The 24,463-nt window shown below is 63.2% G+C and carries 23 protein-coding genes and 1 riboswitch; of the genes, 14 read left to right on the forward strand and 9 right to left on the reverse strand.

The genetic code is table 11. The annotated features are described in order from the left end of the window. Positions 1 to 134 precede the first annotated feature (134 nt). A complete protein-coding gene (gene def, locus ISS99_RS12245; protein WP_204631900.1) occupies positions 135 to 674 on the forward strand; it encodes a peptide deformylase in 540 nt (179 codons plus the stop codon). 37 nt (positions 675 to 711) lie between these two features. Here the strand turns inward: def and ISS99_RS12250 are convergent, their stop codons facing one another. Beyond that, a complete protein-coding gene (locus ISS99_RS12250; protein WP_204631901.1) occupies positions 712 to 1,188 on the reverse strand; it encodes a YybH family protein in 477 nt (158 codons plus the stop codon). Positions 1,189 to 1,291: 103 nt separating this feature from the next. Here ISS99_RS12250 and ISS99_RS12255 point away from each other — a divergent pair, with 103 nt between their 5' ends. Beyond that, positions 1,292 to 2,188, forward strand: a complete 897-nt coding sequence (locus ISS99_RS12255; RefSeq protein WP_204631902.1) for a LysR family transcriptional regulator — start codon at positions 1,292 to 1,294, stop codon at positions 2,186 to 2,188. 21 nt (positions 2,189 to 2,209) lie between these two features. On the opposite strand, the gene ISS99_RS12260 is transcribed toward ISS99_RS12255, so the two are convergent. The 4 genes from ISS99_RS12260 to ettA form a co-directional block, all read right to left on the reverse strand. Continuing rightward, a complete protein-coding gene (locus tag ISS99_RS12260; protein WP_204631903.1) occupies positions 2,210 to 3,040 on the reverse strand; it encodes an undecaprenyl-diphosphate phosphatase in 831 nt (276 codons plus the stop codon). 221 nt (positions 3,041 to 3,261) lie between these two features. Continuing rightward, positions 3,262 to 5,265 (reverse strand): S1 family peptidase, encoded by a 2,004-nt coding sequence (locus ISS99_RS12265; protein WP_204631904.1) that lies wholly within the window; start codon positions 5,263 to 5,265, stop codon positions 3,262 to 3,264. Between the two features lie 142 nt (positions 5,266 to 5,407). Next, entirely contained in the window at positions 5,408 to 6,223 is an 816-nt protein-coding gene (gene pyrF / locus ISS99_RS12270) for an orotidine-5'-phosphate decarboxylase (RefSeq protein ID WP_204631905.1), read from the reverse strand. 57 nt (positions 6,224 to 6,280) lie between these two features. Further along, positions 6,281 to 7,942 carry an energy-dependent translational throttle protein EttA gene (ettA, locus tag ISS99_RS12275; protein WP_204631906.1) on the reverse strand — a complete coding sequence of 554 codons (1,662 nt, stop codon included), beginning with the start codon at positions 7,940 to 7,942 and terminating at the stop codon, positions 6,281 to 6,283. A 229-nt stretch (positions 7,943 to 8,171) separates the two neighbouring features. On the opposite strand from ettA, the gene ISS99_RS12280 reads away from it, so the two are divergent. Together ISS99_RS12280 and ISS99_RS12285 are read left to right on the forward strand one after the other, a co-directional pair. After that, complete coding sequence (locus tag ISS99_RS12280) at positions 8,172 to 9,077, forward strand: DUF817 domain-containing protein (RefSeq protein ID WP_204631907.1); 906 nt, start codon at positions 8,172 to 8,174, stop codon at positions 9,075 to 9,077. 29 nt (positions 9,078 to 9,106) lie between these two features. Then, positions 9,107 to 9,844: a hypothetical protein gene (locus ISS99_RS12285; protein WP_204631908.1), complete on the forward strand. Its 738-nt coding sequence runs from the start codon at positions 9,107 to 9,109 to the stop codon at positions 9,842 to 9,844. A gap of 29 nt (positions 9,845 to 9,873) precedes the next feature. Here ISS99_RS12285 and ISS99_RS12290 read toward each other — a convergent pair whose 3' ends face one another. Then, positions 9,874 to 10,485, reverse strand: a complete 612-nt coding sequence (locus ISS99_RS12290) for a TetR/AcrR family transcriptional regulator (RefSeq protein ID WP_204631909.1) — start codon at positions 10,483 to 10,485, stop codon at positions 9,874 to 9,876. A 20-nt stretch (positions 10,486 to 10,505) separates the two neighbouring features. Beyond that, positions 10,506 to 11,582 carry an alpha/beta hydrolase family protein gene (locus tag ISS99_RS12295; protein WP_204631910.1) on the reverse strand — a complete coding sequence of 359 codons (1,077 nt, stop codon included), beginning with the start codon at positions 11,580 to 11,582 and terminating at the stop codon, positions 10,506 to 10,508. Between the two features lie 145 nt (positions 11,583 to 11,727). Between ISS99_RS12295 and glyA the strand changes: the two genes are divergently transcribed. Both glyA and nrdR read left to right on the forward strand, forming a co-directional pair. Next, complete coding sequence (gene glyA, locus ISS99_RS12300; RefSeq protein ID WP_204631911.1) at positions 11,728 to 12,981, forward strand: serine hydroxymethyltransferase; 1,254 nt, start codon at positions 11,728 to 11,730, stop codon at positions 12,979 to 12,981. A 27-nt stretch (positions 12,982 to 13,008) separates the two neighbouring features. Next, entirely contained in the window at positions 13,009 to 13,542 is a 534-nt protein-coding gene (gene nrdR, locus ISS99_RS12305) for a transcriptional regulator NrdR (RefSeq protein WP_204631912.1), read from the forward strand. Positions 13,543 to 13,671: 129 nt separating this feature from the next. Here the strand turns inward: nrdR and cysK are convergent, their stop codons facing one another. Then, complete coding sequence (gene cysK / locus ISS99_RS12310; RefSeq protein WP_204631913.1) at positions 13,672 to 14,628, reverse strand: cysteine synthase A; 957 nt, start codon at positions 14,626 to 14,628, stop codon at positions 13,672 to 13,674. Between the two features lie 118 nt (positions 14,629 to 14,746). Between cysK and ribD the strand changes: the two genes are divergently transcribed. Beyond that, positions 14,747 to 15,835, forward strand: coding sequence for a bifunctional diaminohydroxyphosphoribosylaminopyrimidine deaminase/5-amino-6-(5-phosphoribosylamino)uracil reductase RibD (gene ribD / locus ISS99_RS12315; RefSeq protein WP_204631914.1), 1,089 nt, complete (start codon positions 14,747 to 14,749; stop codon positions 15,833 to 15,835). Here ribD and ISS99_RS12320 read toward each other — a convergent pair. Then, positions 15,830 to 16,840 carry a zinc-dependent alcohol dehydrogenase family protein gene (locus ISS99_RS12320; protein WP_204631915.1) on the reverse strand — a complete coding sequence of 337 codons (1,011 nt, stop codon included), beginning with the start codon at positions 16,838 to 16,840 and terminating at the stop codon, positions 15,830 to 15,832. The genes ribD and ISS99_RS12320 overlap by 6 nt on opposite strands. An 89-nt stretch (positions 16,841 to 16,929) precedes the next feature. Between ISS99_RS12320 and ISS99_RS12325 the strand changes: the two genes are divergently transcribed. From ISS99_RS12325 to nusB, 7 genes are all read left to right on the forward strand, one after another. Further along, positions 16,930 to 17,841 (forward strand): LysR family transcriptional regulator, encoded by a 912-nt coding sequence (locus ISS99_RS12325; protein WP_204631916.1) that lies wholly within the window; start codon positions 16,930 to 16,932, stop codon positions 17,839 to 17,841. Between the two features lie 62 nt (positions 17,842 to 17,903). After that, positions 17,904 to 18,123, forward strand: a riboswitch (FMN riboswitch). 141 nt (positions 18,124 to 18,264) lie between these two features. Next, positions 18,265 to 18,906 (forward strand): riboflavin synthase, encoded by a 642-nt coding sequence (locus tag ISS99_RS12330; protein WP_204631917.1) that lies wholly within the window; start codon positions 18,265 to 18,267, stop codon positions 18,904 to 18,906. Positions 18,907 to 19,016: 110 nt separating this feature from the next. Then, on the forward strand, positions 19,017 to 20,111 hold the full coding sequence (ribBA, locus tag ISS99_RS12335; RefSeq protein ID WP_204631918.1) for a bifunctional 3,4-dihydroxy-2-butanone-4-phosphate synthase/GTP cyclohydrolase II: 1,095 nt from the start codon (positions 19,017 to 19,019) through the stop codon (positions 20,109 to 20,111). Between the two features lie 134 nt (positions 20,112 to 20,245). Next, on the forward strand, positions 20,246 to 22,477 hold the full coding sequence (locus tag ISS99_RS12340) for a beta-glucosidase family protein (RefSeq protein WP_204631919.1): 2,232 nt from the start codon (positions 20,246 to 20,248) through the stop codon (positions 22,475 to 22,477). 46 nt (positions 22,478 to 22,523) lie between these two features. Beyond that, complete coding sequence (gene ldcA / locus ISS99_RS12345) at positions 22,524 to 23,507, forward strand: muramoyltetrapeptide carboxypeptidase (RefSeq protein ID WP_204631920.1); 984 nt, start codon at positions 22,524 to 22,526, stop codon at positions 23,505 to 23,507. Positions 23,508 to 23,555: 48 nt separating this feature from the next. Then, complete coding sequence (gene ribH, locus ISS99_RS12350; protein WP_204631921.1) at positions 23,556 to 24,017, forward strand: 6,7-dimethyl-8-ribityllumazine synthase; 462 nt, start codon at positions 23,556 to 23,558, stop codon at positions 24,015 to 24,017. Continuing rightward, entirely contained in the window at positions 24,017 to 24,463 is a 447-nt protein-coding gene (gene nusB, locus ISS99_RS12355) for a transcription antitermination factor NusB (protein ID WP_204631922.1), read from the forward strand. Before ribH ends, nusB begins: the two co-directional genes overlap by 1 nt.

The following is a 24,463-nucleotide window of genomic DNA, read 5'->3' on the forward strand; positions in this document are numbered from 1 at the left end:
CACGCCGATGGTCGAAGCAGAACTTGAGAATCCGCCACGCGAGCCGGCGGCTGAGGCGGCGGGTTGAGGATAGCTTGCATTCACTGCATTTCGCCCAAAGTAGGAAGTCCGGGCAACCACTGCGTGAGGTTCACGTGATTCGCGAAATTTTGAAGATGGGCGACCCGCGCCTGCTGCGCGTGGCGCCACCGGTGCCCGATGCCATGGTCGGCAGTGCCGAGCTCGATGCATTGATTGCCGACATGTTCGAGACCATGCACGACGCCGGCGGTGTCGGCCTGGCCGCACCGCAGATCGGCGTGGATCTGCAACTGGTGATCTTCGGCTTCGATCGTTCCGAGCGCTACCCCGATGCACCGGCGGTGCCGCAGACGATCCTGCTCAATCCGGTCATCACCCCGCAGTCGCAGGACATGGAGGAGGGCTGGGAAGGGTGCCTTTCGGTACCCGGCTTGCGCGGGGCGGTGAATCGCTACTCGTTGATCCGCTACGAAGGCATCGATCCCAAGGGCGAGCGCATCGACCGCCGTGCCGAGGGCTTCCATGCACGCGTGGTGCAGCACGAGTGCGATCACCTGATCGGTCGGCTGTACCCCTCGCGGATCACCGATTTCAGCAAATTCGGATTCACCGAGATCCTGTTTCCGGGAACCGACCCGGGCGCGGACGAATGACCAAGGGCCGGAGCGATCCGGCCCCTTCCGCAGGGCATCAGCGCACGGCAACCCGATAAGCGGCCAGCAACTCGGGATCATCGAATGAACCGTGGTGATGCACCTGTCGCCACGAACCCTGCACGAGGCGAAACAGCCGGCTGGTGCGAATGGCCAGTTCGAGCCGCGTGTCGCGGATTTCCAGTACGCCGCGTTCGCGGCCTACGGCAAAGAACATCTCTCCGGCTTGGTGCAGCGTGTAATCGTGAAACGCCACCTGCACGCGCGCCGGTCCCTGGAAAATACGTTCGTACACGGCGCGAATCGCCGGCCAGCCGCGCGCGATGCCGCCTAGTGGATTGCTCATCGAGGCGTCCGCGTCCTGATTCCAGTTCAAGGACATGGCCTCCAGGTCGCGACGATTGAAGGCGCGGTAGAACGCGTGCAGGGCCGCCAGCGGCTGGCGGGGATCGAGGTCCGTCCGTTCGCCGTCGATGGCGTCGGCGTGGATGGCGGTGTCGGTAGTCGTCAGCATGATGCTCTCCTCAGGTGGGATGAGCCATTTTGTGATGGCTGGCCTTTTGGGAGAATAGTCCGTAGATTGAAATGATTATCCCTGAATTCGAGAGAATTGCCCCGTGGCCAGCCTGGACGATTACCGCGTTTTCATCGCCGTCGTGGAGCAGGGCAATCTCAGTGCCGCTGCACGCCATCTGCATAAATCACTGCAAGCCGTCAGCCGTGCGCTGGGGGCGTTGGAAAGTGAATTGGGCGTAGAGCTGATTCGCCGAACGACGCGCCGTGCGCAACCCACCGAGGGCGGATTAGCCTTCCACGCCAGGATCAGGACCGCCTTGGCGGATATCGACCTGGCGCGCTCGGAACTGGCCAGTCACGGCGGCCGGATCGATGGCCTGCTACGCATCGGCGGCTCCACCCTGTTCAGCGCGCCGCATCTGGTACCGGTGATCGCCGCATTCATGGAGCGCTACCCGGATGTGGCGGTGGAACTGGTCGTAGCCGATCGGCACGCCGACCTGCAACGGGAAAAGCTGGACGCCGTCGTGCGGATCGGCGATCTGCCGGACAGCCGGCTGCATGCCCGCCAGCTCGGAGTATTGAAGCAAGTAACGGTGGGTGCGCCGGGCTATTTCGCCAAGCATGGTCGACCTGGGCAGCCCGCCGATCTACGCAAGCATGCTTGCATCGTTCGCCAAGCCACCCACGCTGCCCAGCGTTGGGAATACCAGCGTGGCGCCCGACTTCAAGCCGTAGAAGTGCGGGGGGCGTTTAGTACCGATAACGCGGCTGCTTGCAACGCGGCCGCTGTGGCGGGTCTCGGTATCGCGACGAGCGCGTTGTGGCAGGTGCGCAGTTTGATCGAGTTGGGGCGGCTTGAGACCGTGCTCGACGACTGGCAGTTGCCGGTGCTTCCGGTGCACATCGTGTGGCCGCCCAGCAAACAGCTGCCTGCGCGCACACGCGCCTTTATCGACTTCGTGGCGGCGCGCCTCGCAGCGGAATCGCTCGGGTGACGCCGCGCCCTTGGCCCGGCCTCAGGCAGGCTGCGGATGCAGCAGGAACCAGCCCAGAAATACCGCGCCGGCGATGATGCAATAGGTGCCGAATGAAGCGAGGCGGCCGCGTCCTTCGAAATAGCGCATCAAGAAGCGCAGGCTGAGCCACGCGGCGATGGCAGTAAGCACGCCACCGAGCGCGGCATCGGCCAATTGCCCAGGCGCCTTGAACAGCTTAGGGATTTCCAGCAGTCCGGCCGCCAGGATGATCGGTGTGCCGAGCAGGAAGGAAAACTCCGCGGCTTTTTCCTTGTCCAGGCCGGTGGCCGAACCGGCGATCATGGTCAGGCCGCTGCGCGAAAAGCCGGGAATCAGCGCGCCGATCTGCGCCAGCCCGACCAGGAACGCCTGGCGGAAGCTGAGCTTCTCCGGCGGCTTGTGTGTGCGCGAACGTTCCAGGCGATCGCCGAACCAAAGCAGCAGTCCGTTGGCGATCAGCGCCGCGGCGACGATGCGCAGATCCTTGAACACCAGTTCCAGTTTCTTTTCCAGCAGCAGGCCGACCAGGCCGGCCGGAATCGTGCCGATGATCAGCGCCCACACCAGATGGCCGTCGTCATTGCGGCGGCCACCCAGCGATGAAAAAAAGCCGCGGATCATGGCGATCCATCGATGTCGGAAATACCCCAGTAGGGCAAATGCCGTACCCAGGTGCAGCGCGACCAGAAAGGGGATCAGCTGCGGCGCATGCTTGTCGATGTGCATGCCGAACAGGGCCGGAACCAGCAAGGTGTGCCCAAGGCTGCTTACCGGAAACAATTCCGTCACACCTTGCAGCACGCTCAGGAAAATAAGGAACCACAGGCTCACGTGCTCATCCTTCTGAAGTCGATGGGGCATTATGTCAGCGGTGATTGCCCGCGTGACGGTTCAGGCTTGCGCAGGAGGAGCCGGGATTATCGCCGCTTCATCATGAGGATCCGCCGAACGGGTGAACCGGCGGTATAGCGGCCGGACAAACCTGGCTTGAATGGTTGCCCGGGCGGTGAAGCGCTTCCTTTCCCCGCGACGGGAAAAGGAAGCGTGGCGGATCATGGGGATTTGATCTTGAACTGCTTTGTCAGCAGGTCGAGCTTGGCCTTCATCTCTTCGGGCTTGTGGGTGCCCTGCGTGGCGTAGAAAGCCGTATAGAGCTCAGCCGGCGCGCCGCCGGTCCCGGCATCGATGACCGTGGCGATATCCATTTCGTCGCCGTCGCTGTAGGCAATGCCGTCATAGGGATGTTGCTTGTGCAGCAGCTTGCCCCAGGCTTCCTTGAAGTTGTCGTCCAGGTCGAGCGAGGGGGCGACGTGCCGCCGAATGCTTATGCGATCCGGATCCGTCTCGTTCAAGCGGATCTGGATGTAGTTGGCCTGCATCGTGAACTTGTTTCCAGCGCCGAAGTAACCGAAACCCACCGCCATCACGTTGCCGGGTGCCACGGTTTGCAAGCTCGACGGATAACTGAAGGCGACGCTGTCGGAGTCAAAGCCCACGTGCTTGCCGTAATCGGCATCCAGGTGCGTGTCTTTCATCATCTGCGGCAGCAACGAGCTGTCATCGAGAAATTCCTTCCACTGCGCCAGTGTTCCGTCGTAGTCGACGTTGAAGAAATCGGTGAGCGCTTTCATGTCGATCAGGCTGTCGTGTGTCGCCATCGCCGGGTTGATGCGCATCATGAGCGCGTAACCGTCAGGTACCGGCAGGGCGAACAGGACGACGACGGCGTTGATGTGCGGCTCGTCCCACGTGAGTATTTTCCAATGCCGTTGCCAGGCATCCACATAGTCGGACTCGGTCGCCGGCTTGCCCATCGACGTGATCTTGATCTTCTCAGGACCGACCTGGCGGTACCAGTATCCGGTCTTCAGTACCAGGTCCATCATCAGCTTGGGATCGTGGTAGAACGCGCCGGCTTTGACATCGTCGGGCCGGCGCAGATGCATCAGGAAATTGTGGCCGACGTAACCGCTGGCTACGTAGCCGTTGCCGCTGAGCGGCACGCGGTGGAGTTCGCGCCCGGCATATTCCCACTGGCCGCTGCGGTCGTGCACGATCAGGGTCGGGAAAAAGCTCAGCTGCGGTGCGTCGTGCAGAATGCGGTTGGAGCCCGCCCCCCGCGGAAAAAGCTCGCCGCCGTGCTGTTGCAGCAGGGCTTTCAATTGCTGTTCGTTGAAATCGTTTTGCAGTTTCAGGTACGTGGCGCTGAAGTCGGCATAGCTCGCCGGTAAAGCAAATTGCGCCTTGAAATGGCCGTTCTGGTCGTCGTCGAGTACGTCCAGCTGATAGGACATTTGCTTGTCTATCATGGCCCGATTGTCCGGGGCATTCAGCACTTCGCCGATCGGCAATGCGTAGTTGAGATTCTCGTTGGCCGACTTCATCAGCACCACGCCGATCACTTTGCCGTCCTGGTCCAGCAACGGTCCGCCGCTGTTGCCAGGCGAGGCGGCGGCGGAAAAGCGCATCCACTTCCAACGGCCGTTTTCTTCCTCTGGAGTATCGGAGGTGTAGAGGCCGTCGCGAATGACCACGCCGGTGCCGAGCGCATTGCCCACGGCGTAGACCACGCTGTTCAAGTCGGGCTTGGTGTTGACGTCCAGCGTGTTGCCCGACGGCGGGTTTTTCAGCGAGAACATCACGAAGTCCTGCTGCAGCGAGAACTTCTCGATCTTGTCGATGGCGTAGACGTGTCCGCTGGCGTCGCGCAGCGCCGGCGGTCCGGTCAGGTCGCCGACGGCGACCATCAGCACGTGACCGGCAGTGATGTAGCGGTTGTTGCCCAGTGCGAATGCCGTGCCGACGGAAAAATACTTGTCGGTACGCTCCTGGTAAGGCAGCAAATCCAGCGGCAGCGGCTTCTCGTAGGAAAGCGGGTCGTCGGTTGCTCTGGGTATCACCACCTCGAACGTCGCCGCATTGATTTTTGCCACCAGGCTCGGATCCGGACTTGCCGCCCACGTGCGATGCGACGCACTGAGGAATGCGATCGCACCAAGCAGCGCAAACGCTGCCCAGCGCAGGAGTCCGCGGTCTTTTGCAGGTGCGTGATGCATCCCACCGTTCACTATCGGCATACGTATCCTTCGTATGGTTGCCAGCCGGCGCGGCGCCGGTCACCCTCGCGGGATACTGACATAGTGCGGTGGGACCTGGGAGGGCCCGTGGACGGCTTTGTGCCGGACAGGCGCTGGCGAATCAGGAGCGATAGCGGTTGATGCTGTCGCGCAGTTCCTGCGCCGCCTGGCGTGCGGCCTGGGCAAAATCCTCGCCCTTGCCCGCATAGAGGATGGCGCGCGAGGAGCTGATCATCAAACCGGTTCCCGTCGCTGTACGTCCATGGCGGACCACGGCTTCCACGTCGCCGCCCTGCGCGCCGATGCCGGGCACCAGCAAGGGCACCTCGCCGACCAGCGTGCGCACTTCGGCAAGCTGCTCGGGCCAGGTTGCGCCGGTGACCAGCGCGCAATTGCCGTGCGTGTTCCAGTCGCGGGCGATGATCTGCGCGACGTGCTGGTAGAGCGGCTTGCCGCCGACATCCAGGTCTTGCAGGTCGGCGGCGCCGGGGTTGGAGGTGTGGCAGAGCAGGATCACGCCTTTGTCGGCGCGGTCGAGGAACGGCTGCACGGAGTCGCGGCCGAGGTAGGGGTTGAGCGTTACGGCATCCGCGCCATAGCGCTCGAAAGCTTCGGTCACGTAGTGTTGCGCGGTGCTGCCGATGTCGCCACGCTTGGCGTCCAGGATCACCGGAATGCCAGGGTGCCTGGCATGGATGTGGGCGATCAGGCGTTCCAGCGCGTCCTCGGCACGCAAGGCGGCAAAGTGCGCGATCTGAGGCTTGAAGCTGCAGGCCAGGTCGGCGGTAGCGTCGATGATGGCACTGCAAAATTCGAAGACCGCATCGGGACGGCCTTGCAGGTGCGCGGGAAATTTCGCGGGTTCCGGGTCGAGACCTACGCAGACCAGCGAGTTGTTGCCGGTCCACGCGCGTTGAAGTGCTTGCATGAAATGCATGGGTATCTCCTGCTCCTCTCCCCGGAAGGGAGAGGAGGCCAACGAAAAAAGCCGTGCTTAAGCCAGCTTCTTGTACTTCACGCGATGCGGCTTGGCAGCTTCATCGCCCAGGCGGCGCTTCTTGTCCGCCTCGTACTCGTTGTAGTTGCCGGGGAAGAACTCGACGTGCGAGTCGCCTTCGAACGCCAGGATGTGCGTGGCAATGCGGTCGAGGAACCAGCGGTCATGCGAGATCACCATCGCGCAGCCCGGGAATTCCAGCAGCGCGTCTTCCAGTGCACGCAGGGTTTCCACGTCCAGGTCGTTCGACGGTTCGTCGAGCATCAGCACGTTGCCACCCTGCAGCAGGGTCTTGGCCAGGTGCAGGCGGCCGCGTTCACCGCCGGACAGGTTGCCAACGATCTTCTGCTGGTCGGTGCCCTTGAAGTTGAAGCGGCCGATGTAGGCGCGCGACTGGATTTCGAAGTTGCCGATGGTGAGGATGTCCAAGCCGCCGGACACTTCCTGCCATACGTTGTGCTTGTCATCCAGCATGCCGCGCGACTGGTCCACATAGGCCAGCTTCACGGTGTGGCCGAGTTTCACTTCGCCGGAATCAGGCTGCTCTTTGCCCATGATCAGCTTCATCAGCGTGGACTTACCGGCACCGTTCGGGCCGATCACGCCGACGATGGCGCCCGGCGGCACCTTGAACGACAGGTCGTCGATCAGCAGGCGATCGCCGAAGGACTTGCTGACACCCTTGAACTCGATCACTTCCTGACCCAGGCGCTCGCCCGGCGGAATGAAGATTTCATTGGTTTCGTTGCGGTGCTGGTATTCGACCGAGTTGAGTTCCTCGAAGCGGTTCAAGCGCGCCTTGCCCTTGGACTGACGGCCCTTGGCGGCGGAGCGCACCCACTCCAGTTCCTTTTCGATCGCCTTCTGGCGCGACTTTTCCTGATTGGCTTCCTGCTTCAGGCGCGCGTCCTTCTGCTCCAGCCACTCGGTGTAGTTACCCTTCCACGGAATGCCGCGGCCGCGGTCAAGTTCCAGAATCCACTCGGCGGCGTTGTCGAGGAAGTAGCGATCATGGGTGACGGCCACCACGGTGCCGGGGTAGTTCTGCAGGAATTGCTCCAGCCAGTCCACCGACTCGGCGTCCAAGTGGTTGGTGGGTTCGTCCAGCAGCAGCATGTCCGGCTTGGACAGCAGCAGGCGGCACAGTGCGACGCGGCGCTTTTCGCCACCGGACAGCGGCCCGATCTTGGCATCCCACGGCGGCAGGCGCAGCGCGTCGGCGGCCACTTCCAGTTGGCGCTCCAGTGCGTGGGCGTCGTTGGCGGCGAGGATGTTTTCCAGCTCCTGCTGTTCCTTGGCGAGCTTGTCGAAGTCGGCGCCTTCCTCGGCATAGGCGGCGTACACCTCATCGAGACGCTTTTGCGCGTCCAGAATCACCGAGACGCCTTCCTCGACCGATTCGCGCACGGTCTTTTCCGGATCGAGCTGCGGTTCCTGCGCCAGGTAGCCGACCTTTATGCCCGGCTGCGGACGGGCTTCGCCCTGGAAATCGGTATCCACGCCGGCCATGATGCGCAGCACGGTCGACTTGCCGGCGCCGTTCAAGCCCAGCAGGCCGATCTTGGCGCCGGGGAAGAAGCTCAGCGAGATGTCCTTGATGATCTGGCGCTTCGGGGGAACGATCTTGCTGACCCCGTTCATGGTGTAGATGTATTGCATGCTGGCTCCGTGGGAGTGCGCGTGGCTGGCCCGGTGGGATGGGCTACGCGCGGGGCGTGGGTATCAAACCCCGGATTATAGCGGCTAACCGGCCAAACCCGATGACAGGCCTCCGCTGGCGGTAAACCGCGCCGTTGCAAGCCGATCGCCATCTGTTCGCCACTTTTTGCGATGAGTGGGTCACAGCAGGCTGCCAGGCTCCCGACGGTACACATCTGGAAGCCGGACGATGGAGCGTAACCATCTGCTTGCCTTGCCTGACGCCGTCCGGCGGCTGGATGAGCGCGTCGGCGTATGGGCCGGTTCGCGTGGCCGTCTTGCGGTGGCAGCGCACGAGTTCGTCTGTTTCGGCGCCAAGCAGGCCTCGGCCTGCCTGTTTGGCGGCTGCATGGTGCTGTTACTGGGCCTGACCTGGGCGTTCTATCCAGCTGGCGCGGGACTGGCGCGCTACGACTTCCTGACCCTGGCCGCGTTGGCGATTCAGTGCGTGCTGCTCGCCACGCGCCTGGAAACGCTGGAAGAAGCGAAAGTGATCCTGCTGTTCCACGCGGTCGGTACGGCGATGGAAGTGTTCAAGACAGCGATGGGCTCGTGGATCTACCCAGGGCCCTCGCTGTTGCACATTGGTGGCGTGCCGCTGTTTACCGGCTTCATGTATGGGTCGATCGGCAGCTATATCGCGAGGGCGTGGCGGCTGTTCGATTTCCGCTTTACCCATCATCCGCCGCTGGCTGCCACGATCTGGCTGGCGGTGGCGATCTACGTGAATTTCTTCACTCATCATTTCCTGCCGGATATCCGCTGGCTGCTGTTTGCCGCGGTGGCCCTGTTGTTCGGACGCACCTGGGTCCGTTTCCGCATCCGCCAGGTGCACCGGCGCATGCCGCTGCTGCTCGGTTTTGGGTTGGTGGCAACATTTATCTGGTTGGCCGAGAACATCGGTACCTTTACCGCCGCCTGGCGCTACCCGGCACAGCGCCATGGATGGACCGTGGTGCCGCTGTCGAAACTGGGTGCGTGGTTTTTGCTGATGATCATCAGCTATGTCATGGTGAGTGCGGTGGCCGGCCGTTCTGGCGGGAAGCGGCAATCATCGGCAGGGGATGCGGAGCGATGCAGGGGACGAGATTTCTGATCGGCATGATGCTCTTGGTGACAGTCGGCATGGCGCATGCCGCTGACAAAGTGCAGTTGTTCGACCCGCCGCTGAGCGAGCAGCACCAGCCGCTTCCGGCTGATCCACTCAATCCGCAGACCAAGCCCGCACTGTCGTGTTTCTATTACCCGCACCTGATGGTCAAGCAGGTGGATATGGGGGAAGTGGGTGCGGAGCAGCTTTCCATATTGTTTGTGGAGAACGGAAAGAAGCCGCCCGCCTGTCGCCGTGAGAATGCCAGGGACGAGAAGGTGATTGGCGATTGGAGCGGCTATTTCCGCGGCGTGCGTGCGGAGTATGTGTTCTTCGCCGGAGCCGATGGCGCGAATGGCGGTACGCCATTCGCGGTGTTCAATCCGGAGGGCGAAAAGCTGTTCGCTGACACGGCCGTGGACATGCATTCGGTCAAGACCATGCGGCCGCCGCAGCCGTTGTCACAGCGGCCGTGGTATGAAAATCCGCTTGAGCTGGATTACCGGCGCGTTTATCTGGCTCCTTGCTCGATGCGCTCGAACGCGCAAACGTGCTGGAGCGAGATCAGGCAGGCCACCGGATTGTCCCAGGCGGCGCCCGACTGCAGTGCGGCTTACGCAGCCCAGGAAAAAACAGCGTCCGCCGGGCAACTGGCCGAGCTGCGTGCGGACCCCAGTGTCGTCGAATATGAAGTGCATGCAGTGCTTGATGGCCGAGGCGTCATCCAGGTGACGCCGGTGTCGCCGGCGCTGGCGTGCTATCCCGCTGAATAACGGGCGGCATGCAAGCGCAGAGCACGCCCTCAGGTGGATGGGTCGTGCTTGGGTCGCGCCGATTCCATCAGCGCTGAAAACGTGCGCGAGTGCAACGCGGCGGCATCGAGGTGCTCCGGCAGCAAACCTGCGATTTCCAGCATGACTGCGCCATGCAAGGCAGCCCACATCTGGTGGCCGAGTATGGGTGCTTCGGCATCGATGCTGCCTTCGTCGATCATTGCTTGCGTGTCCGCGGCGATCCAGCGCCACAGGCGTTCACGTGCTTTGCGATAGGCCGGATCGTCGCGGTTGGTTTCGGGATACTCGAACATCAGCCGATAGGTGGCGGTGTGCCTGCGCGCAAAATCGATGTATGCATCGCGCACGTTGCTGCTGCGTGCGCGGCCGTCGCCGGGCGTATCCAACGCGTTTTCCAGTGCCTCGGCAAGACTGTGCATGCCGCGTGCGCGGATCGCGGTGATGATGTCGTCCCTGCCGCTGTAATAGCGGTAGGGCGTCATCGTGCCGCAGCCGAGTTCGGCAGCCAGGCGGCGCATGGTGATCGCCGCCTGGCCTTCTTCCACGAACAACTTTGCCGCTACCTCGCAGATACGGGTACGAAAGGCTTCAGTTTCAGTGTTGCTGAGTGCTCTGGGCACCGTACATCCCGTTCAATACTTCAATGCGTAGAAATATTCAGTGTCTTGCGGAAAAACGCCAGCGCATCGGCATTGATCTGTTGATGCGCAGCGATCCGGTCGACACCGGGCGGATCGCTGCAAATCGTCGGACTTTCCTTTTTGAGTTCTGCCGGGCACGGGTCGAGGAAGACCCAATGGTCCGCGTTGTGTATGACTTTCGCGCCGGCCAGGGTCTTCATCCACGGGATGATGTGCAGCTCGTTCTCCTTCGGGACCAATACGTGGTCGTCATCGCCGTAATAAAGGAACACCGGGCGATCGATTTTTTCGATGCCGTCCTTTTCGAAGACCAGGCTTTCCGGTGCCATCGCAAACGCGGCTTTCACGCGCGGATCGGCGGTGTCGCCCCAGCGCTTGAGGCTGTCCTGGAGGTGGGCTACCCATTGATCCAGGTTCATGCCCTGGCTGCGCGCTTCGGCTTCGATAGCTGCGCGGTCGCCGCAAGTGCCCTGATCCTTGGGAAAGCGATTGCAGTACTCGACGAAGCGCGCGAAGTGCGGCACCGCGCCGACGATCAGCAGGCTGGTATAGCCACCCGCGGAAAACCCGGCAACGCCGATGCGGTTGGCATCGATCAGTTTGCTCCACTGCGGATCGCCGAGCAGGGTGTTGATGGTGGCTTTCACCTGGATGGGGCGCCCAACCAGCACGGTCGCATAAGCCGCGCCGCTGGTGTCGTGGAAATTGTCCTTGGGATGCTCCAGCGTCGCGACCACGAAGCCGTGGCTGGCCAGATAAGTGGCCATGTCGTTGTGGCCGAGGTTGGAGCCGCCGTGACCGTGCGAAATCACCACCAGCGGTTTGGCGCCAGGAAGTGGTGCCGCATCGCGCGTGGCATGTACGTCGTAAGGGCCGACCTGGGTGGCGCCGCTGGCCTTCGCCGAGGGATAGAACACATAGCCCGGCATCGTGCCGCCGTTGACCGGGTCGGCGATGGTGATGGCATGGAACCCGACGCCGGTAACGGCCTGGGCGAGCAGCAGGGCAGGTGCGAGGAACAGCGTCAGGGCAAGCCAGCGCCACGTGCGGGCTTGCCGGGATCGAGCGGATGTCATGCGGATACTCCTCTCTGGCGGATGTTGTGTACGATGTACGATACAGTGTACGCACTATTTGGAATAAGTCCTTCGGTGGCCGCAAACACCCCCTGCCGTTACACTTTCAAGACTCAACCCCTGCTTGCCACCCCACGAGGCTCGAATGTTCCCGAAGACCGACAAGATCGCCGGCTATGACGATGAACTGGCCAAGGCCATTGCCGACGAGGCGCGACGTCAGGAAGACCACGTCGAGCTGATCGCCTCCGAGAACTACGCCAGCCCGCGCGTACTGGAAGCCCAGGGGTCGGTCCTCACCAATAAATATGCCGAGGGTTACCCGGGCAAGCGCTATTACGGCGGCTGCGAATACGTGGACGTCGCCGAGCGCCTCGCCATCGAGCGCCTCAAGCAGCTGTTCGGCGCCACCTATGCCAACGTGCAGCCGCATTCCGGTTCGCAAGCCAACCAGGCGGTGTACTTCGCCCTGCTCAATCCGGGTGACACCATCCTCGGCATGAGCCTGGCGCATGGCGGCCATCTGACCCACGGCGCCAAGGTCAACATCTCCGGCAAGCTGATGAACGCGGTGCAGTACGGCGTGAACGAGCAGGGCCTGGTCGATTACGACGAAGTCGAGCGCCTGGCGGTAGAGCACAAGCCGAAGACGATCGTGGCCGGCTTCAGCGCCTACTCGCAGGTGATGGACTGGGCACGTTTCCGCGCCATCGCCGACAAGGTCGGCGCGTATCTGTTCGTCGACATGGCGCACGTGGCCGGCTTGATCGCCGCAGGTGTGTACCCGAGCCCGCTGCCGCACGCGCACGTGGTGACCTCCACCACGCACAAGACCCTGCGCGGCCCGCGCGGCGGTTTCGTGATCGCCAAGGGCGCCAGCGAAGAGCTGGAGAAGAAGCTGCAGTCGATCGTGTTCCCCGGCATCCAGGGCGGTCCGCTGATGCACGTGATCGCCGCCAAGGCGGTCGCCTTCAAGGAAGCGCTGGAACCGTCCTTCAAGGAATATCAAGCGCAGGTGGTGAAGAACGCCAAGGCGATGGCGAAGACGCTGATCGAGCGCGGCTACAAGGTCGTCTCCGGCGGCACCGAAAACCACCTGATGCTGGTCGACCTGATCGGTCGCGAAGTCACCGGCAAGGATGCGGAAGCGGCGCTCGGCAAGGCGCATATCACTGTCAACAAGAATGCCGTGCCGAACGATCCACGCTCGCCCTTCGTCACCTCGGGCCTGCGCGTAGGCACCCCGGCCGTCACCACCCGCGGTTACAAGGAAGCGGATGTGGTCGAGCTGACCCACTGGATCTGCGACGTGCTCGATGCGCCGGCTGATGAAAGCGTGATTAAAGCCGTGCGCGAGAAAGTATCCGCCCAGTGCAAGAAATTCCCCGTCTACGGTTAATCTGCAAAGGCGCGTTCCCCCGAACTGATGCATTGTCCTTTCTGCCAGCACGAAGACACCCGCGTGATTGATTCGCGCCTTGCCGACGACGGAGCCACGGTGCGCCGTCGTCGCGAGTGCCCTGAGTGCGGTGAGCGCTTCAATACGTTCGAAACGGCTGAGCTGAAATTGCCGGCGATCGTGAAGAGTGGCGAGCGACGCGAGACGTTCGACGAACGCAAGCTGCGGGTCAGTTTCGAACGGGCGTTGCAGAAGCGCCCGGTGGCCAGTCACGCGGTGGATGCGGCAGTTCGTGCGGTGATCGACGATCTGCGCAGGAGTGGCGAGCGGGAAGTGCCGTCGCGTCAAGTCGGCGAACTGGTGATGCGTGAACTGAAGAAACTCGACCAGGTGGCGTACGTGCGTTTCGCATCCGTGTATCGCAAATTCGAAGACGTGCATGCGTTCCGCGAAGAGATCGAGAAGCTGGAGCGCGATCTGCCGCCGGGGTTGGAAAACTTGCAGCTTTCCCTGCTTGGGGAAGCGGCGGCAGCGGTGAAACGTAATCATCGCAAGAGCTAAAGAAAAAGGCGGCCCATGGCCGCCTTTCTTGCTTTCGTAGGTTGGATTAGCGAAGCGTAACCCAACAGCTCTTGCCAACCTCGTGAAACCGTTGGGTTACGCTGCGCTAACCCAACCTACGAAACCGGGTCAGCCCAGGCTTTGCAGCCAGGCATCATCGGATCCTTCCTCCACGCCTTCGAACAGGAAGGTGGAGATATACCGTTCACCGGTATCGGGCAGCATCGCCAGGATCACGCTGCCGGGTTCGGCTGTCTCCGCGTATTTGAGCGCGGCTGCGACGGTTGCGCCAGATGAGATGCCGACGAAGATGCCTTCGTCCTTGGCCAGCCGGCGCGAGGTGTCGCGTGCCAGCACATCGTCTACCGGCAGGTCGATGTCGAACACCTGGCGGTTGAGCACTTCCGGCACGAAGTCCGGGGTCCAACCCTGGATCTTGTGCGGCTGCCATGGCTGGTTTCCGAGCATGGATGCGCCGGCCGGTTCGGACACGACGATCTTTACATCCGGGCGAGCGAGCTTGAGCATTTCGCCCACGCCGGTCAGCGTGCCGCCGGTGCCCCAGCCGGTGACGAAGGCATCCAGCCGCTTGCCGGCGAAATCGCGCAGGATTTCCGTGGCCGTGGTGTTGCGGTGATAGGCCGGGTTGGCCGGATTCTGGAACTGTCGGGGCAGGAACCAGCCGTGCTTGGCGGCCAGTTCTTCGGCGCGTTTGACCATGCCGGTGCCGCGCTCTGCCGCTGCGGTGAGGATCACTTTGGCGCCGTAGGCGCGCATCAGCTTGCGCCGCTCGACCGAGAAGGTTTCGGTCATGATTGCCACGAAGTGGTAACCGCGTGCGGCGCAGACCATCGCCAGTGCCACGCCGGTATTGCCGGAGGTGGCTTCGACCACGGTATCGCCAGGCTTGAGCAGGCCCTTCTTCTCCGCGTCCAGAATCACCGCGATAGCCAGGCGGTCCTTGACCGAGCCGCCCGGATTGAAGGCTTCCACCTTGGTGTACAGCGTCACGTGGGGAGGCGCCACGCGATGCAGGCGGACGATGGGCGTATTGCCGATGGTGTCCAGAATGTTCTCGTAGATCATGGTCGTTTCCCGGGTGGATTAGGCAAGACATCAAGGCTACTCCCGCCGGCCACGGCGCGACAAACGCTGCGTGATCCCGCACACTGACGATCATGCATATGGTTATTCAGACGTCTCCATGACCTTCTCCGCCCTCGACACTGCGCACGTGGCGCATGCCCTGCGCCTGGCCGAACGTGGCCTCTACACGACGCAGCCGAATCCCCGCGTCGGTTGCGTCATCGCCCATGGTGAACAGGTGGTGGGGCAGGGGTGGCACGAGCGTGCCGGACAGCCGCATGCCGAAGTGTTTGCCTTGCGCGACGCCGGCGAGCGGGCGCGTGGTGCGACTGCCTATGTCACGCTGGAACCTTGCGCGCATTACGGCCGCACGCCACCGTGTGCCGATGCGCTGATTGCTGCAGGCGTGGCGCGGGTGGTGATTGCTGCCGAGGATCCCTTTCCGAAAGTAGCCGGGCGTGGCATTGAAAAGCTGCGCGCGGCAGGTATCGATGTGGAATCCGGGCTGCTGCGCGATGCTGCCCGCGAGATCAATATCGGTTTTTTCAGCCGCATCGAACGCGGTCGTCCATGGGTGCGGGTGAAACTGGCGATGAGCTTGGATGGCCGCACCGCGCTGGCCAACGGCGAATCAAAATGGATTACCGGCGAGGCGGCGCGTGCCGATGTGCAGCGCTGGCGTGCGCGCAGCTCGGCCATCCTTACCGGCAGTGGCACGGTGCTGGCCGACAATCCGCGTCTTACCGTGCGGCTGGAAGACCAGTCATTCACGCCGCCGTTGCGGGTGGTGCTGGATCGCCAGTTGCGCACGCCTGCTGGGAGCCACGTGCTCGACGGTCAGACGCCGACCTTGCTGTTGCATGCCGCCGACGCAAAACCTGTCGACCAGCGCTTCGATAATGTCGAACGGATGTCCGTGGCAGAACAGGACGGCGCGCTTGATCTGCGCGCCGTCCTTGCTTTGCTGGCCGAACGTGGTTGCAGCGAGCTGCATGTCGAAGCGGGACCTACGCTATGTGGCGCTCTGTTTGCCGCCGGCCTGGCCGACGAACTGCTGTTGTATGTCGCGCCACTGTTGCTCGGCGACGCCGCACGTCCGCTGCTGCATTTGCCTGCCCTGACCGATATGGCCGACCGGTGGTCGCTGCGTTGCATCGATCAGCGGCAGCTTGGCCCGGACTGGCGCCTGCAACTGCGTGCGTCATAGCGCGAAGTCGATCCCGATCTTGCCGAAGTGCCGGCCGGCCTGCACGTGCTCAAACGCCGCGGGCAACTGTTCGAAGCCGAATACCTGATCCAGCACCGGCTCCAGGCGTGCGGTTTCGATCGCGTCGAGCATGCGTTCGTGCTGTTCCAGCGAGGCGACGGAAATGCCTTGCACGCGTAGCCGCTTGAGCACCACCGGGGCCAACTGCAACTGCGTATCGAAGCCGCCCAGGAAACCCACCACACCGACAAATCCATGCATGCGCACTGCTTCTATCGATTGCGCGAAACTCGAGCCGCCGACGGTTTCGATCACCGCATCGACGCCGATGTTGCGAGTGGCTTCGCGCACTGCCGCGCCCCATTGCGGGGTTTTGGTGTAGTTGATGCCGAGGTCGGCGCCGAGCGCCTTGCCGCGCGCGAGTTTTTCATCGCTGGAAGAAAGCAGGATCACTTTCGCGCCACGCAGCTTGGCGAACTGCAGGGCGAAGATGGATACACCGCCGGTGCCCAACAGCAGGACGGTTTGCCCGTTGGTGATGCGCGCCTGCTCCAGCGCCTGCCAGGCAGTCAGCGCCGCAATCGGCAAAGTGGCGGCCTGCAGGCTGTTCAGATGCGATGGCGCGCGAACCAGCGAGTAGGCGTCAAAGGCGCCGAATTCGCGCATCACGCCATCCAGCGGACCGCCAAATTCGGCGCCCTCCCATTCCGGCCGCATGCTGCCGGCCAGCCAGCGAGATTTGAACAGCGTGGTTACCCGGTCGCCCGGTTTGAAGCGGGTCACGGCCTTGCCCACCTCCTGCACGATGCCGGCGCCATCGGCGACCGGCACCAGCGGCATAGGTATCTCGCGATAAAACGGGCCATTGACCAGCATCACGTCGCGGTAGTTGAGCGAGGCGGCTTCAAGGCGCACCAGCACTTCATGCGGACCCGGCTGCGGCACCGGTTGCTGGGTGAGCTTGAGCTGGTCGAGGCCGTGGCCGTGGAGTTGAAAGCTGCGCATGGTGGAGCTCCGTGGTTGGGATGGGCGCATCCTCCGCGCTTTCACCTGGAGTGATAATCTGCTGCCTATGCATATCTTTTATTCACAGTATGAATAAATCGTTTGAGCTCACTCCGGGCCGGCTGCGCGAGCTGCGCGGGTTTGCTGCTGCCGCGCGCCTGCTCAACTTTTCCCAGGCCGCGCGGCAGGCTGGTTGCACGCCCTCGGTGCTGAGCCGCCGTATCGCGGCGCTGGAACAGGCGGTCGGCAGCGCCTTGTTCCTGCGCACGACACGTCGCATGTCGCTGACTGCGCGCGGCGAGCAACTGCTTTCCTATTGCGAGCGCCTGGAAACGGTAATAGCCGAGCTCGCGGCCGATCTGCGCCCGCGCGGCGGCGAACTTTCTGGGCGGCTATGCGTGCAGGCGCCGGCGTCCTATGGGCGAACCTGCATCGCGCCGCTGATGGCCGAATTCATGCGCCGCCATCCGCAGGTGCGGATTGAGGCGAGTTACGACGATACCTATGTCGATCTGGTCGACGCCAAAGTCGATCTAGCCGTACGCGTCGGCAAGCTGGCCGATGCGCGCTGTGTCGTGCGCAAGGTGAACAGCATGCGCAGGTTCCTGTGCGCGTCGCCGGCTTACCTTGCCTCGGCGCCGCCGCTCAACGATCCGGCGGAGCTGAAGATGCATCGCTGCATCGCTTTCACCGGTTTGCGCACCGGCAATCTGTGGCAGTTCACACGCCAGCGTCAGCGGCGTTCGGTGCGGATCGATCCGGTGCTGACCTGCAACGATTCGCAGGCGGTGCGCGACGCGATCCTCGCCGGGGTGGGGCTCGGCATCCAGGGCGATTACATGTCGGAGGTACTGGTCGCAGAGGGCAGGCTGATTGAAGTGCTGACCGATTGGCCGATCAGCACTTTGCCGATCCAGTTGCTTTGGTTGCCCGGCGCCGACCGGGCTCCGGCGGTGCGCAGCCTGATCGATTTCCTTGCTGCGTCGCTTGCCCCGGGCTAAGCCGCCGGGCTCCCCTGGCGATCAGTGCTAAACTTCGCCGGCCGGCTGGTCCGGCTTACAACCAACGTCTTCAGGGCGGGGTGGAATTCCCCACCGGCGGTAGGGACCTCAAGGTCCGAGCCCGCGAGCGCTTCGGTCGTATTTCGCAAGAGCCCGCGCCTCCGTGTACGGACTTTTCAATACGGCAGAGGGTCCAGCAGATCCGGTCGAATGCCGGGGCCGACGGTTTACGCCACAGCAGTTCGTCGCTGTAGCGCACAGTCCGGATGAAAGAAGACGGCGGCACGCATCGCGCAAGCGGTGCGTGTGCCTCATGCCTTGGGGCGTTCCCACTGACTCTGTGTGGAGAACGTTCATGCTTATTCATTTCTGCAAGCTGATTCATTACCAAGTGCCACCCACCTTCCTTGCGGAGGTGCGCTGATGTTTACCGGCATTGTTCAAAGCGTGGGCCGCATTGCGCGGCTGGAATCACGCGGCGGTGACGTGCGCCTGCATGTCGATACCGCCGGCCTCGATCTTTCCGATGTGCAGCTCGGCGACAGCATTGCCGTCTCCGGCGTATGCCTCACCGCGGTGACGCTGGAGGCGCGTGGTTTTGCGGCGGACGTTTCCAATGAAACGCTGTCGCTGACCACCCTGGGCAAGCACAAGGCGGGCGACCCGGTGAACCTGGAAAAAGCCCTGCGCCTGGCGGACCGGCTTGGCGGGCATCTGGTGTCAGGTCACGTCGATGGCGTCGGCAAGGTGGTGTCCATCACCCCGGATGGCCGCTCGCAACGCTGGACCTTCGAGGTGCCGCCGCAGCTTGCCCGCTACATCGCCTCAAAGGGCTCCATCTGTATCGACGGCACCAGCCTTACCGTCAACGAAGCCAGTGGCAACCGCTTCGGCGTCAATCTCATTCCCCACACGGTGGAACACACGGCGTTCCACGCGCGCCGCGCCGGCGACCCGGTGAATATCGAAGTCGACGTGGTGGCGCGTTACATCGAACGCCTGATGGGAAGTGGCGAATCGCCGCGGATCGACGAGGCTTTCCTCAAACAGCACGGCTTTGCCTGACTTCGCATTGCCCAGCCAGCTCACCGGTCCCCACCGCCATCCCCGCGAAAGCAGTTGTCGCGGTCGAGATAAATCGGCAGGCGGACCGAGCACAATCCAAGGAACAAGACATGGCATTCAATACCATTCCCGAAATCCTCGAAGACATCCGCGCCGGTCGCATGGTGGTGATCCTCGACGATGAAGATCGCGAAAACGAAGGCGATCTGATCATGGCTGCGCAGATGGTGCGGCCGGAAGACATCAACTTCATGGTGCGCGAAGCGCGCGGCCTGGTGTGCCTGACGCTTACCGAACAGCGCACGCGTCAGTTGGGCCTGCGTCCGATGGTGAGCGACAACACCTCGCCGTATCACACCAACTTCACCGTTTCGATCGAAGCGGCCGAAGGCGTCACCACCGGTATTTCCGCACACGATCGTGCCCGCACCATCCAGGTGGCGGTGAAGGCCGATGCCAAGCCGCAGGATCTCGCCCAACCCGGGCACATCTTTCCGCTGACTGCGCAACCCGGCGGCGTGCTCACGCGGGCGGGTCACACCGAAGCGGGTTGCGATCTTGCCGCGCTGGCGGGCCTGGAGCCTTCGGCGGTGTTGATCGAAGTGCTGCACGAAGACGGCTCCATGGCGCGTCGCCCGGAACTGGAAGTGTTTGCCAAAAAGCACGGGCTTAAAATCGGCTCGATCGCCGATCTGATCCGCTATCGCCTGGAGACCGAAAAGACCGTCCAGCGCGTATACGAAGAGCAGGTGCAAACCGAATTCGGCCCGTTTCGCCTGGTGGCGTATCGCGATGCCATCCGTCATGGCCTGCATTTCGCACTGGTGCGCGGACAGGTGGACGATGGCCAGCCGGTGCTTTCGCGCGTGCACGTGCGCAACACCTTGTCCGACGTGCTGCATTTGCAACGCGATGATCTTGGCCTGACGGTGACGGCCGCGCTTCGCCGCATCGCCGACGAAGGGCGCGGCGTGCTGCTGGTGCTGTCCGGCGAAGATACGCCCGATGCGCTGCTGCGGCGGCTCAATCGGCAGCCCGCACCGCAGGCTCCGGAAGAGGTGCAGCAGCAGGAATGGCGCCAGCATGGCCTGGGTGCGCAGATCCTTACCGACCTGGGCGTGCACCGCCTGCGCGTGCTGGGCACGCCGCGCAAGCTGGTGGGGCTGGCGGGATTCGGACTGGAGGTTGTCGAGCACGCGGAATAAGGCGTTCGCCCTGCCGTCCTGGCACGTGCCGGGACGGCAGGGTGGAATATCCTCCTGGGCAGTCGGCATTCCCTATGCCATGGCGGCAATTCCCGTTACCCTGCGGCAGATGGTTCCGCTGCTATGAGGCCGAGATGAGCATCAAGGATCTGCCGTTCAGGGGCGCGCCGGTACGCGCGATGGGTTTGACCATGCTGGCGCTGGCCTGTTCTGCCAGCGCGTTTGCACAGCAGTCGGCAACGTCGACGAGCACTGCGGACAAACGTGCAGACCAGCTTCTCAAGCGCATGTCGCTGGACGACATGCATCGTCTGGTGCAGACCTACAACACCATGGTTCCGCAGCAACCGCCGGGCGGCATCGGAACCGCCGGCTACGTGCCTGCGATGCCCAAGCTGGGTATTCCGGCACTGCAGGAAAACGACGCCAGCATCGGCGTGCACAACTATCCCACCGATGTTCGCAAGGACGGCCAGCCGAACCACGTGCGCGGCGAGCAGGGCAACGCCACGCCGCTGCCGTCCACCCTGGGCATCGCGGCAACCTGGAATCCGCAACTTGCGTACGACGGCGGTCGCATGATCGGCGGCGAAGCGCATGCGCAAGGCATCAACATGCTGCTGGCCGGTGGCATCAACCTCACGCGCGAACCGCGCGACGGGCGCACGTTCGAATATCTCGGCGAAGATCCGCTGCTAGCCGCGCGCATGGATAGCGCAGAGATTCGCGGCATCCAGTCGCAGCACGTGATGTCGACGATCAAGCATTACGCCGTGAACGACCAGGAAACCAATCGCCTCACCGTCAGTTCCAAGATCGGCGAGCGCGCCATGCGCGAATCGGATCTGCTGGCCTTCGAGCTGGCGATCGAGGAAGGCCATCCCGCGTCGGTGATGTGCGGCTACAACAAGGTCAATGGCGTTTGGGATTGTTCCAACAAGCACTTGCTGGACGACATCCTCAAGGGCGATTGGAAATTCCCCGGCTGGGTGATGACCGACTGGGGCGCCGACCACGGCGTGATGGACGCGATGGCCGGCACCGACCAGGTATCGGGCATCGACCTGGGCACCGGCTTCAGCCTGGGCATGACCAGCAGCAGCTTCGGTCAGCCGCTGCTGCAGGCGCTCAAGGACGGCAGCATTCCGCGCAGCCGCCTGGATGACATGGTGCATCGCATTTTGCGCTCCATGTACGCGGTGGGCGTGTTCGAGCACCCGCCGGTGATCAAGCCGCTGGACGCTCAAGCCGATGCGCTCGTATCGCAGCACGCCGCCGAACAGGGCATCGTATTGCTGAAGAACGAACAGGCGCAGTTGCCCTTGCAGGCAGGCATCAAGTCCGTGGCGATCATCGGCGGCCATGCCGACGCCGGCGTCTTGTCCGGCGGCGGTTCCGCGGAAGTGTGGCCGATCGGCGGCCCGGCGATTCCGGCGGTGAAAGGGCCCGATTGGCAGTGGAAGGTCTATGATCCTTCGTCGCCGATGAAAGCGCTGCAGAAATTGCTGCCGAACGCAAAGATCGTTTATGACGACGGCACCGATCCGTCGCGCGCCGCGGCATTGGCCAAGTCCTCCGACGTCGCCATCGTGTTCGCCACGCAGTGGACGTGCGAGGGCGTCGACCAACCCAACCTTGCTTTGCCCGACAAGCAGGACGCATTGATCGATACTGTCGCCGCGGCCAATCCCCATAGCGTGGTCGTGCTGGAAAACGGCGGCCCGGTGACGATGCCGTGGCTCTCCAGAGTGAGTGCCGTGGTGGAATCCTGGTATCCCGGCGCGCGCGGCGGCGAGGCGATCGCCAATGTGCTGACCGGCAAGATCGATCCTTCCGGTCGCCTGCCGGTCACGTTCCCCAAAGACGAACAGCAACTGCCGCGCCCCACCATCACCCAGGCGCAGGAAGTCGACTACGACATCGAAGGCGCCGCCGTCGGCTACAAGTGGTTCGACGAGAAGAAACTGGAGCCCTTGTTCCCGTTCGGCTTCGGTCTCTCGTATAGCAAGTTCGGCTACAGCGACCTGCACGTCAGCAGCGAGGGCGACCAGGTTACGGTGAGTTTCAAGGTGACCAACCTTGGTAAACGCGCCGGCATGGATACGCCGCAGGTCTATGTGGGCATGCCGGCCGACAGCGGAGAAGCGCCGCATCGCCTGGCCGGTTTCGACAAGGTGTCGCTGCAACCGGGGCAGAGCCAGACGGTGACGCTGAAGGTGGATCCGCGCTTGCTGGCGATCTTCGACGTGCAGGGGCATCAATGGCAGGTTGCAGCCGGCAGCTACCCGATCCAGGTGGGCCATTCGTCGCGCGATTTCGAATTGAATGGCGAGGCCAAGGTGGCAGCTGCGCACATTGCGCCTTGAGCTAGGAGAGCTGGCTTGCCCGTTGTGAGGATGGAACGAGAAAATCATGCAAGCCAGTTCTTTCTGTGATGTCCGGCTGATTGCCCCTTCCGGCTACCCGCACGACCGCGACGCCATGATGCGCGGCGTGGCACGCCTGCGTGCTGCGGGTTGCAGTGTGGATGGCGTGAACGTGCTGGAGCGTACCGAGCAGCGCTACGCCGGCAGCGATGCGCAGCGCGTGGCGGACATCAATGCGCTGGCTACGCTTGATGCGCTTCCGGATATCGCGCTGTCGATCCGCGGCGGCTACGGGGCCACGCGTCTGCTGGAGCATTTGCACTACGACGCCCTGCGCGAACGCCTGGCCGGGCAACCCATGGTGCTGGTCGGGCACAGCGATTTCACCGCCTTGCAGATGGCGCTGTATGCGCGCAGCGGCCTGGTCAGTTTCGGCGGACCCATGCTGGGCCCGGATTTTGGTGCGAAGGAGTTGAGTCCGCTCACCTGGCGGCATTTCTGGCGCACCATCAGCGCACCGCAAGGCAACGCGAGTTGGGACTGTGGCGAGGCTGGCGAGCTGTCGGTGGAAGGGCCGCTGTGGGGCGGCAATCTGGCGATGCTGTGCAGTCTGCTGCAGACGCCGTATTTCCCGCGCATCGACGGCGGCATCCTGTTCGTGGAAGACGTCGGCGAACCGCCGTTCCGGATCGAGCGCCTGCTTTACCAACTGCACCTGTCCGGTGTGCTCGGGCGGCAGCGGGCCCTGATCCTGGCGGATTTCACCCAGTGCCGGCCGGCTGCCTACGACAATGGCTACGACCTGGCCGACGGCTTCAGCCAGATCCGCCGGGTGGCCGGGATACCCGTGCTGTCCGGCATGCCGTTCGGGCACGACCCGGACAAGTTCACCTTGCCCTTTGGCGTGCCTGCACGCTTGCGCGTGGTCGGACAGCGCGCAAGCCTGGATTTCCACGGCTATCCGCATCTGCGGCACGCACACGAGCCCCCGATGGGGACGGCCCAAGCAGCTTCCGTCCCAAACCCGTAAAATAACCGGCTAGCACGGGGCTGCCCCGTCCCCAAGGAATCACGCAACATGAAGACCATCGAAGGCGATTTCGCCACGCCCAAAGGCCGTTTTGCCATCGTTGCGGGCCGTTTCAACGGCTTTGTCGTCGAACCGCTGGTGGCGGGTGCGCGCGATGCGCTGGTGCGCCACGGGGTGAGCGATGACGCCATCGACCTGATCCGCGTACCCGGTGCCTGGGAGATCGGCCTGGCCGCGCACAAGCTGGCCCATTCGGGCAAATACGTCGCGGTGATCGCGTTGGGCGCGGTGATTCGCGGTTCCACCCCGCACTTCGATTTCGTGGCCGGCGAATGCGCCAAGGCGCTGACCCAGGCCGCGTTGGGCTCGGGCGTGCCGGTGGCCTTCGGTGTGCTGACCACCGACACCATCGAGCAGGCCATCGAGCGTTCCGGCACCAAGGCCGGCAACAAGGGCGCTGACGCCGCCATCGCGGTGCTGGAGATGGTCAACTTGTACGGAAAGCTGTAATGAACTCGCGTCCCGAAGGCATCGACATGGCCGCGCGTTCGCGCGCCCGCCGCCGTGCGCTGCAGGCGCTGTACGCCTGGCAGATGAGCGGTAGCTCGATGACTTCGGTCATTGAGCAGTTCCGCCACGAGCAGGACATGGAAGTGGCCGATCTGGAGTATTTCGAGGATCTGCTGCGCGGGGTGGAACGGAACGTCGAGACGATCGACGAGGCACTCAAGCCTTACATCGATCGCGAAGTGGCGCAGATCGATCCGATCGAGCGCGCTGCGTTGCGCCTGGCCGCTTACGAACTGAAGTTCCGCCCCGACGTACCGTATCGCGTCATCATCAACGAGGCGATCGAAGTGACCAAGCGCTTCGGTGCCGACCACGGGCACAGCTACGTCAACGGCGTGCTGGACAAGTTGGCCGCGCAACTGCGCGTGACCGAAAAGAAGGGCTGA

It is taken from the genome of Dyella mobilis (assembly GCF_016904945.1).
Classification (GTDB): domain Bacteria; phylum Pseudomonadota; class Gammaproteobacteria; order Xanthomonadales; family Rhodanobacteraceae; genus Dyella_B; species Dyella_B mobilis.

Bases quoted from the DNA above. Each gene is read 5' to 3' on its own strand.
- ISS99_RS12250 (WP_204631901.1), bottom strand. From the start codon at position 1,188: ATGCTGACGACTACCGACACCGCCATCCACGCCGACGCCATCGACGGC.
- ISS99_RS12265 (WP_204631904.1), bottom strand. From the start codon at position 5,265: ATGCATCACGCACCTGCAAAAGACCGCGGACTCCTGCGCTGGGCAGCG.
- pyrF (WP_204631905.1), bottom strand. From the start codon at position 6,223: ATGCATTTCATGCAAGCACTTCAACGCGCGTGGACCGGCAACAACTCG.
- ettA (WP_204631906.1), bottom strand. From the start codon at position 7,942: ATGCAATACATCTACACCATGAACGGGGTCAGCAAGATCGTTCCCCCG.
- ISS99_RS12280 (WP_204631907.1), top strand. From the start codon at position 8,172: ATGGAGCGTAACCATCTGCTTGCCTTGCCTGACGCCGTCCGGCGGCTG.
- ISS99_RS12285 (WP_204631908.1), top strand. From the start codon at position 9,107: ATGGCGCATGCCGCTGACAAAGTGCAGTTGTTCGACCCGCCGCTGAGC.
- ISS99_RS12295 (WP_204631910.1), bottom strand. From the start codon at position 11,582: ATGACATCCGCTCGATCCCGGCAAGCCCGCACGTGGCGCTGGCTTGCC.
- glyA (WP_204631911.1), top strand. From the start codon at position 11,728: ATGTTCCCGAAGACCGACAAGATCGCCGGCTATGACGATGAACTGGCC.
- nrdR (WP_204631912.1), top strand. From the start codon at position 13,009: ATGCATTGTCCTTTCTGCCAGCACGAAGACACCCGCGTGATTGATTCG.
- cysK (WP_204631913.1), bottom strand. From the start codon at position 14,628: ATGATCTACGAGAACATTCTGGACACCATCGGCAATACGCCCATCGTC.
- ribD (WP_204631914.1), top strand. From the start codon at position 14,747: ATGACCTTCTCCGCCCTCGACACTGCGCACGTGGCGCATGCCCTGCGC.
- ISS99_RS12320 (WP_204631915.1), bottom strand. From the start codon at position 16,840: ATGCGCAGCTTTCAACTCCACGGCCACGGCCTCGACCAGCTCAAGCTC.
- ISS99_RS12325 (WP_204631916.1), top strand. From the start codon at position 16,930: ATGAATAAATCGTTTGAGCTCACTCCGGGCCGGCTGCGCGAGCTGCGC.
- ISS99_RS12330 (WP_204631917.1), top strand. From the start codon at position 18,265: ATGTTTACCGGCATTGTTCAAAGCGTGGGCCGCATTGCGCGGCTGGAA.
- ribBA (WP_204631918.1), top strand. From the start codon at position 19,017: ATGGCATTCAATACCATTCCCGAAATCCTCGAAGACATCCGCGCCGGT.
- ISS99_RS12340 (WP_204631919.1), top strand. From the start codon at position 20,246: ATGAGCATCAAGGATCTGCCGTTCAGGGGCGCGCCGGTACGCGCGATG.
- ldcA (WP_204631920.1), top strand. From the start codon at position 22,524: ATGCAAGCCAGTTCTTTCTGTGATGTCCGGCTGATTGCCCCTTCCGGC.
- ribH (WP_204631921.1), top strand. From the start codon at position 23,556: ATGAAGACCATCGAAGGCGATTTCGCCACGCCCAAAGGCCGTTTTGCC.
- nusB (WP_204631922.1), top strand. From the start codon at position 24,017: ATGAACTCGCGTCCCGAAGGCATCGACATGGCCGCGCGTTCGCGCGCC.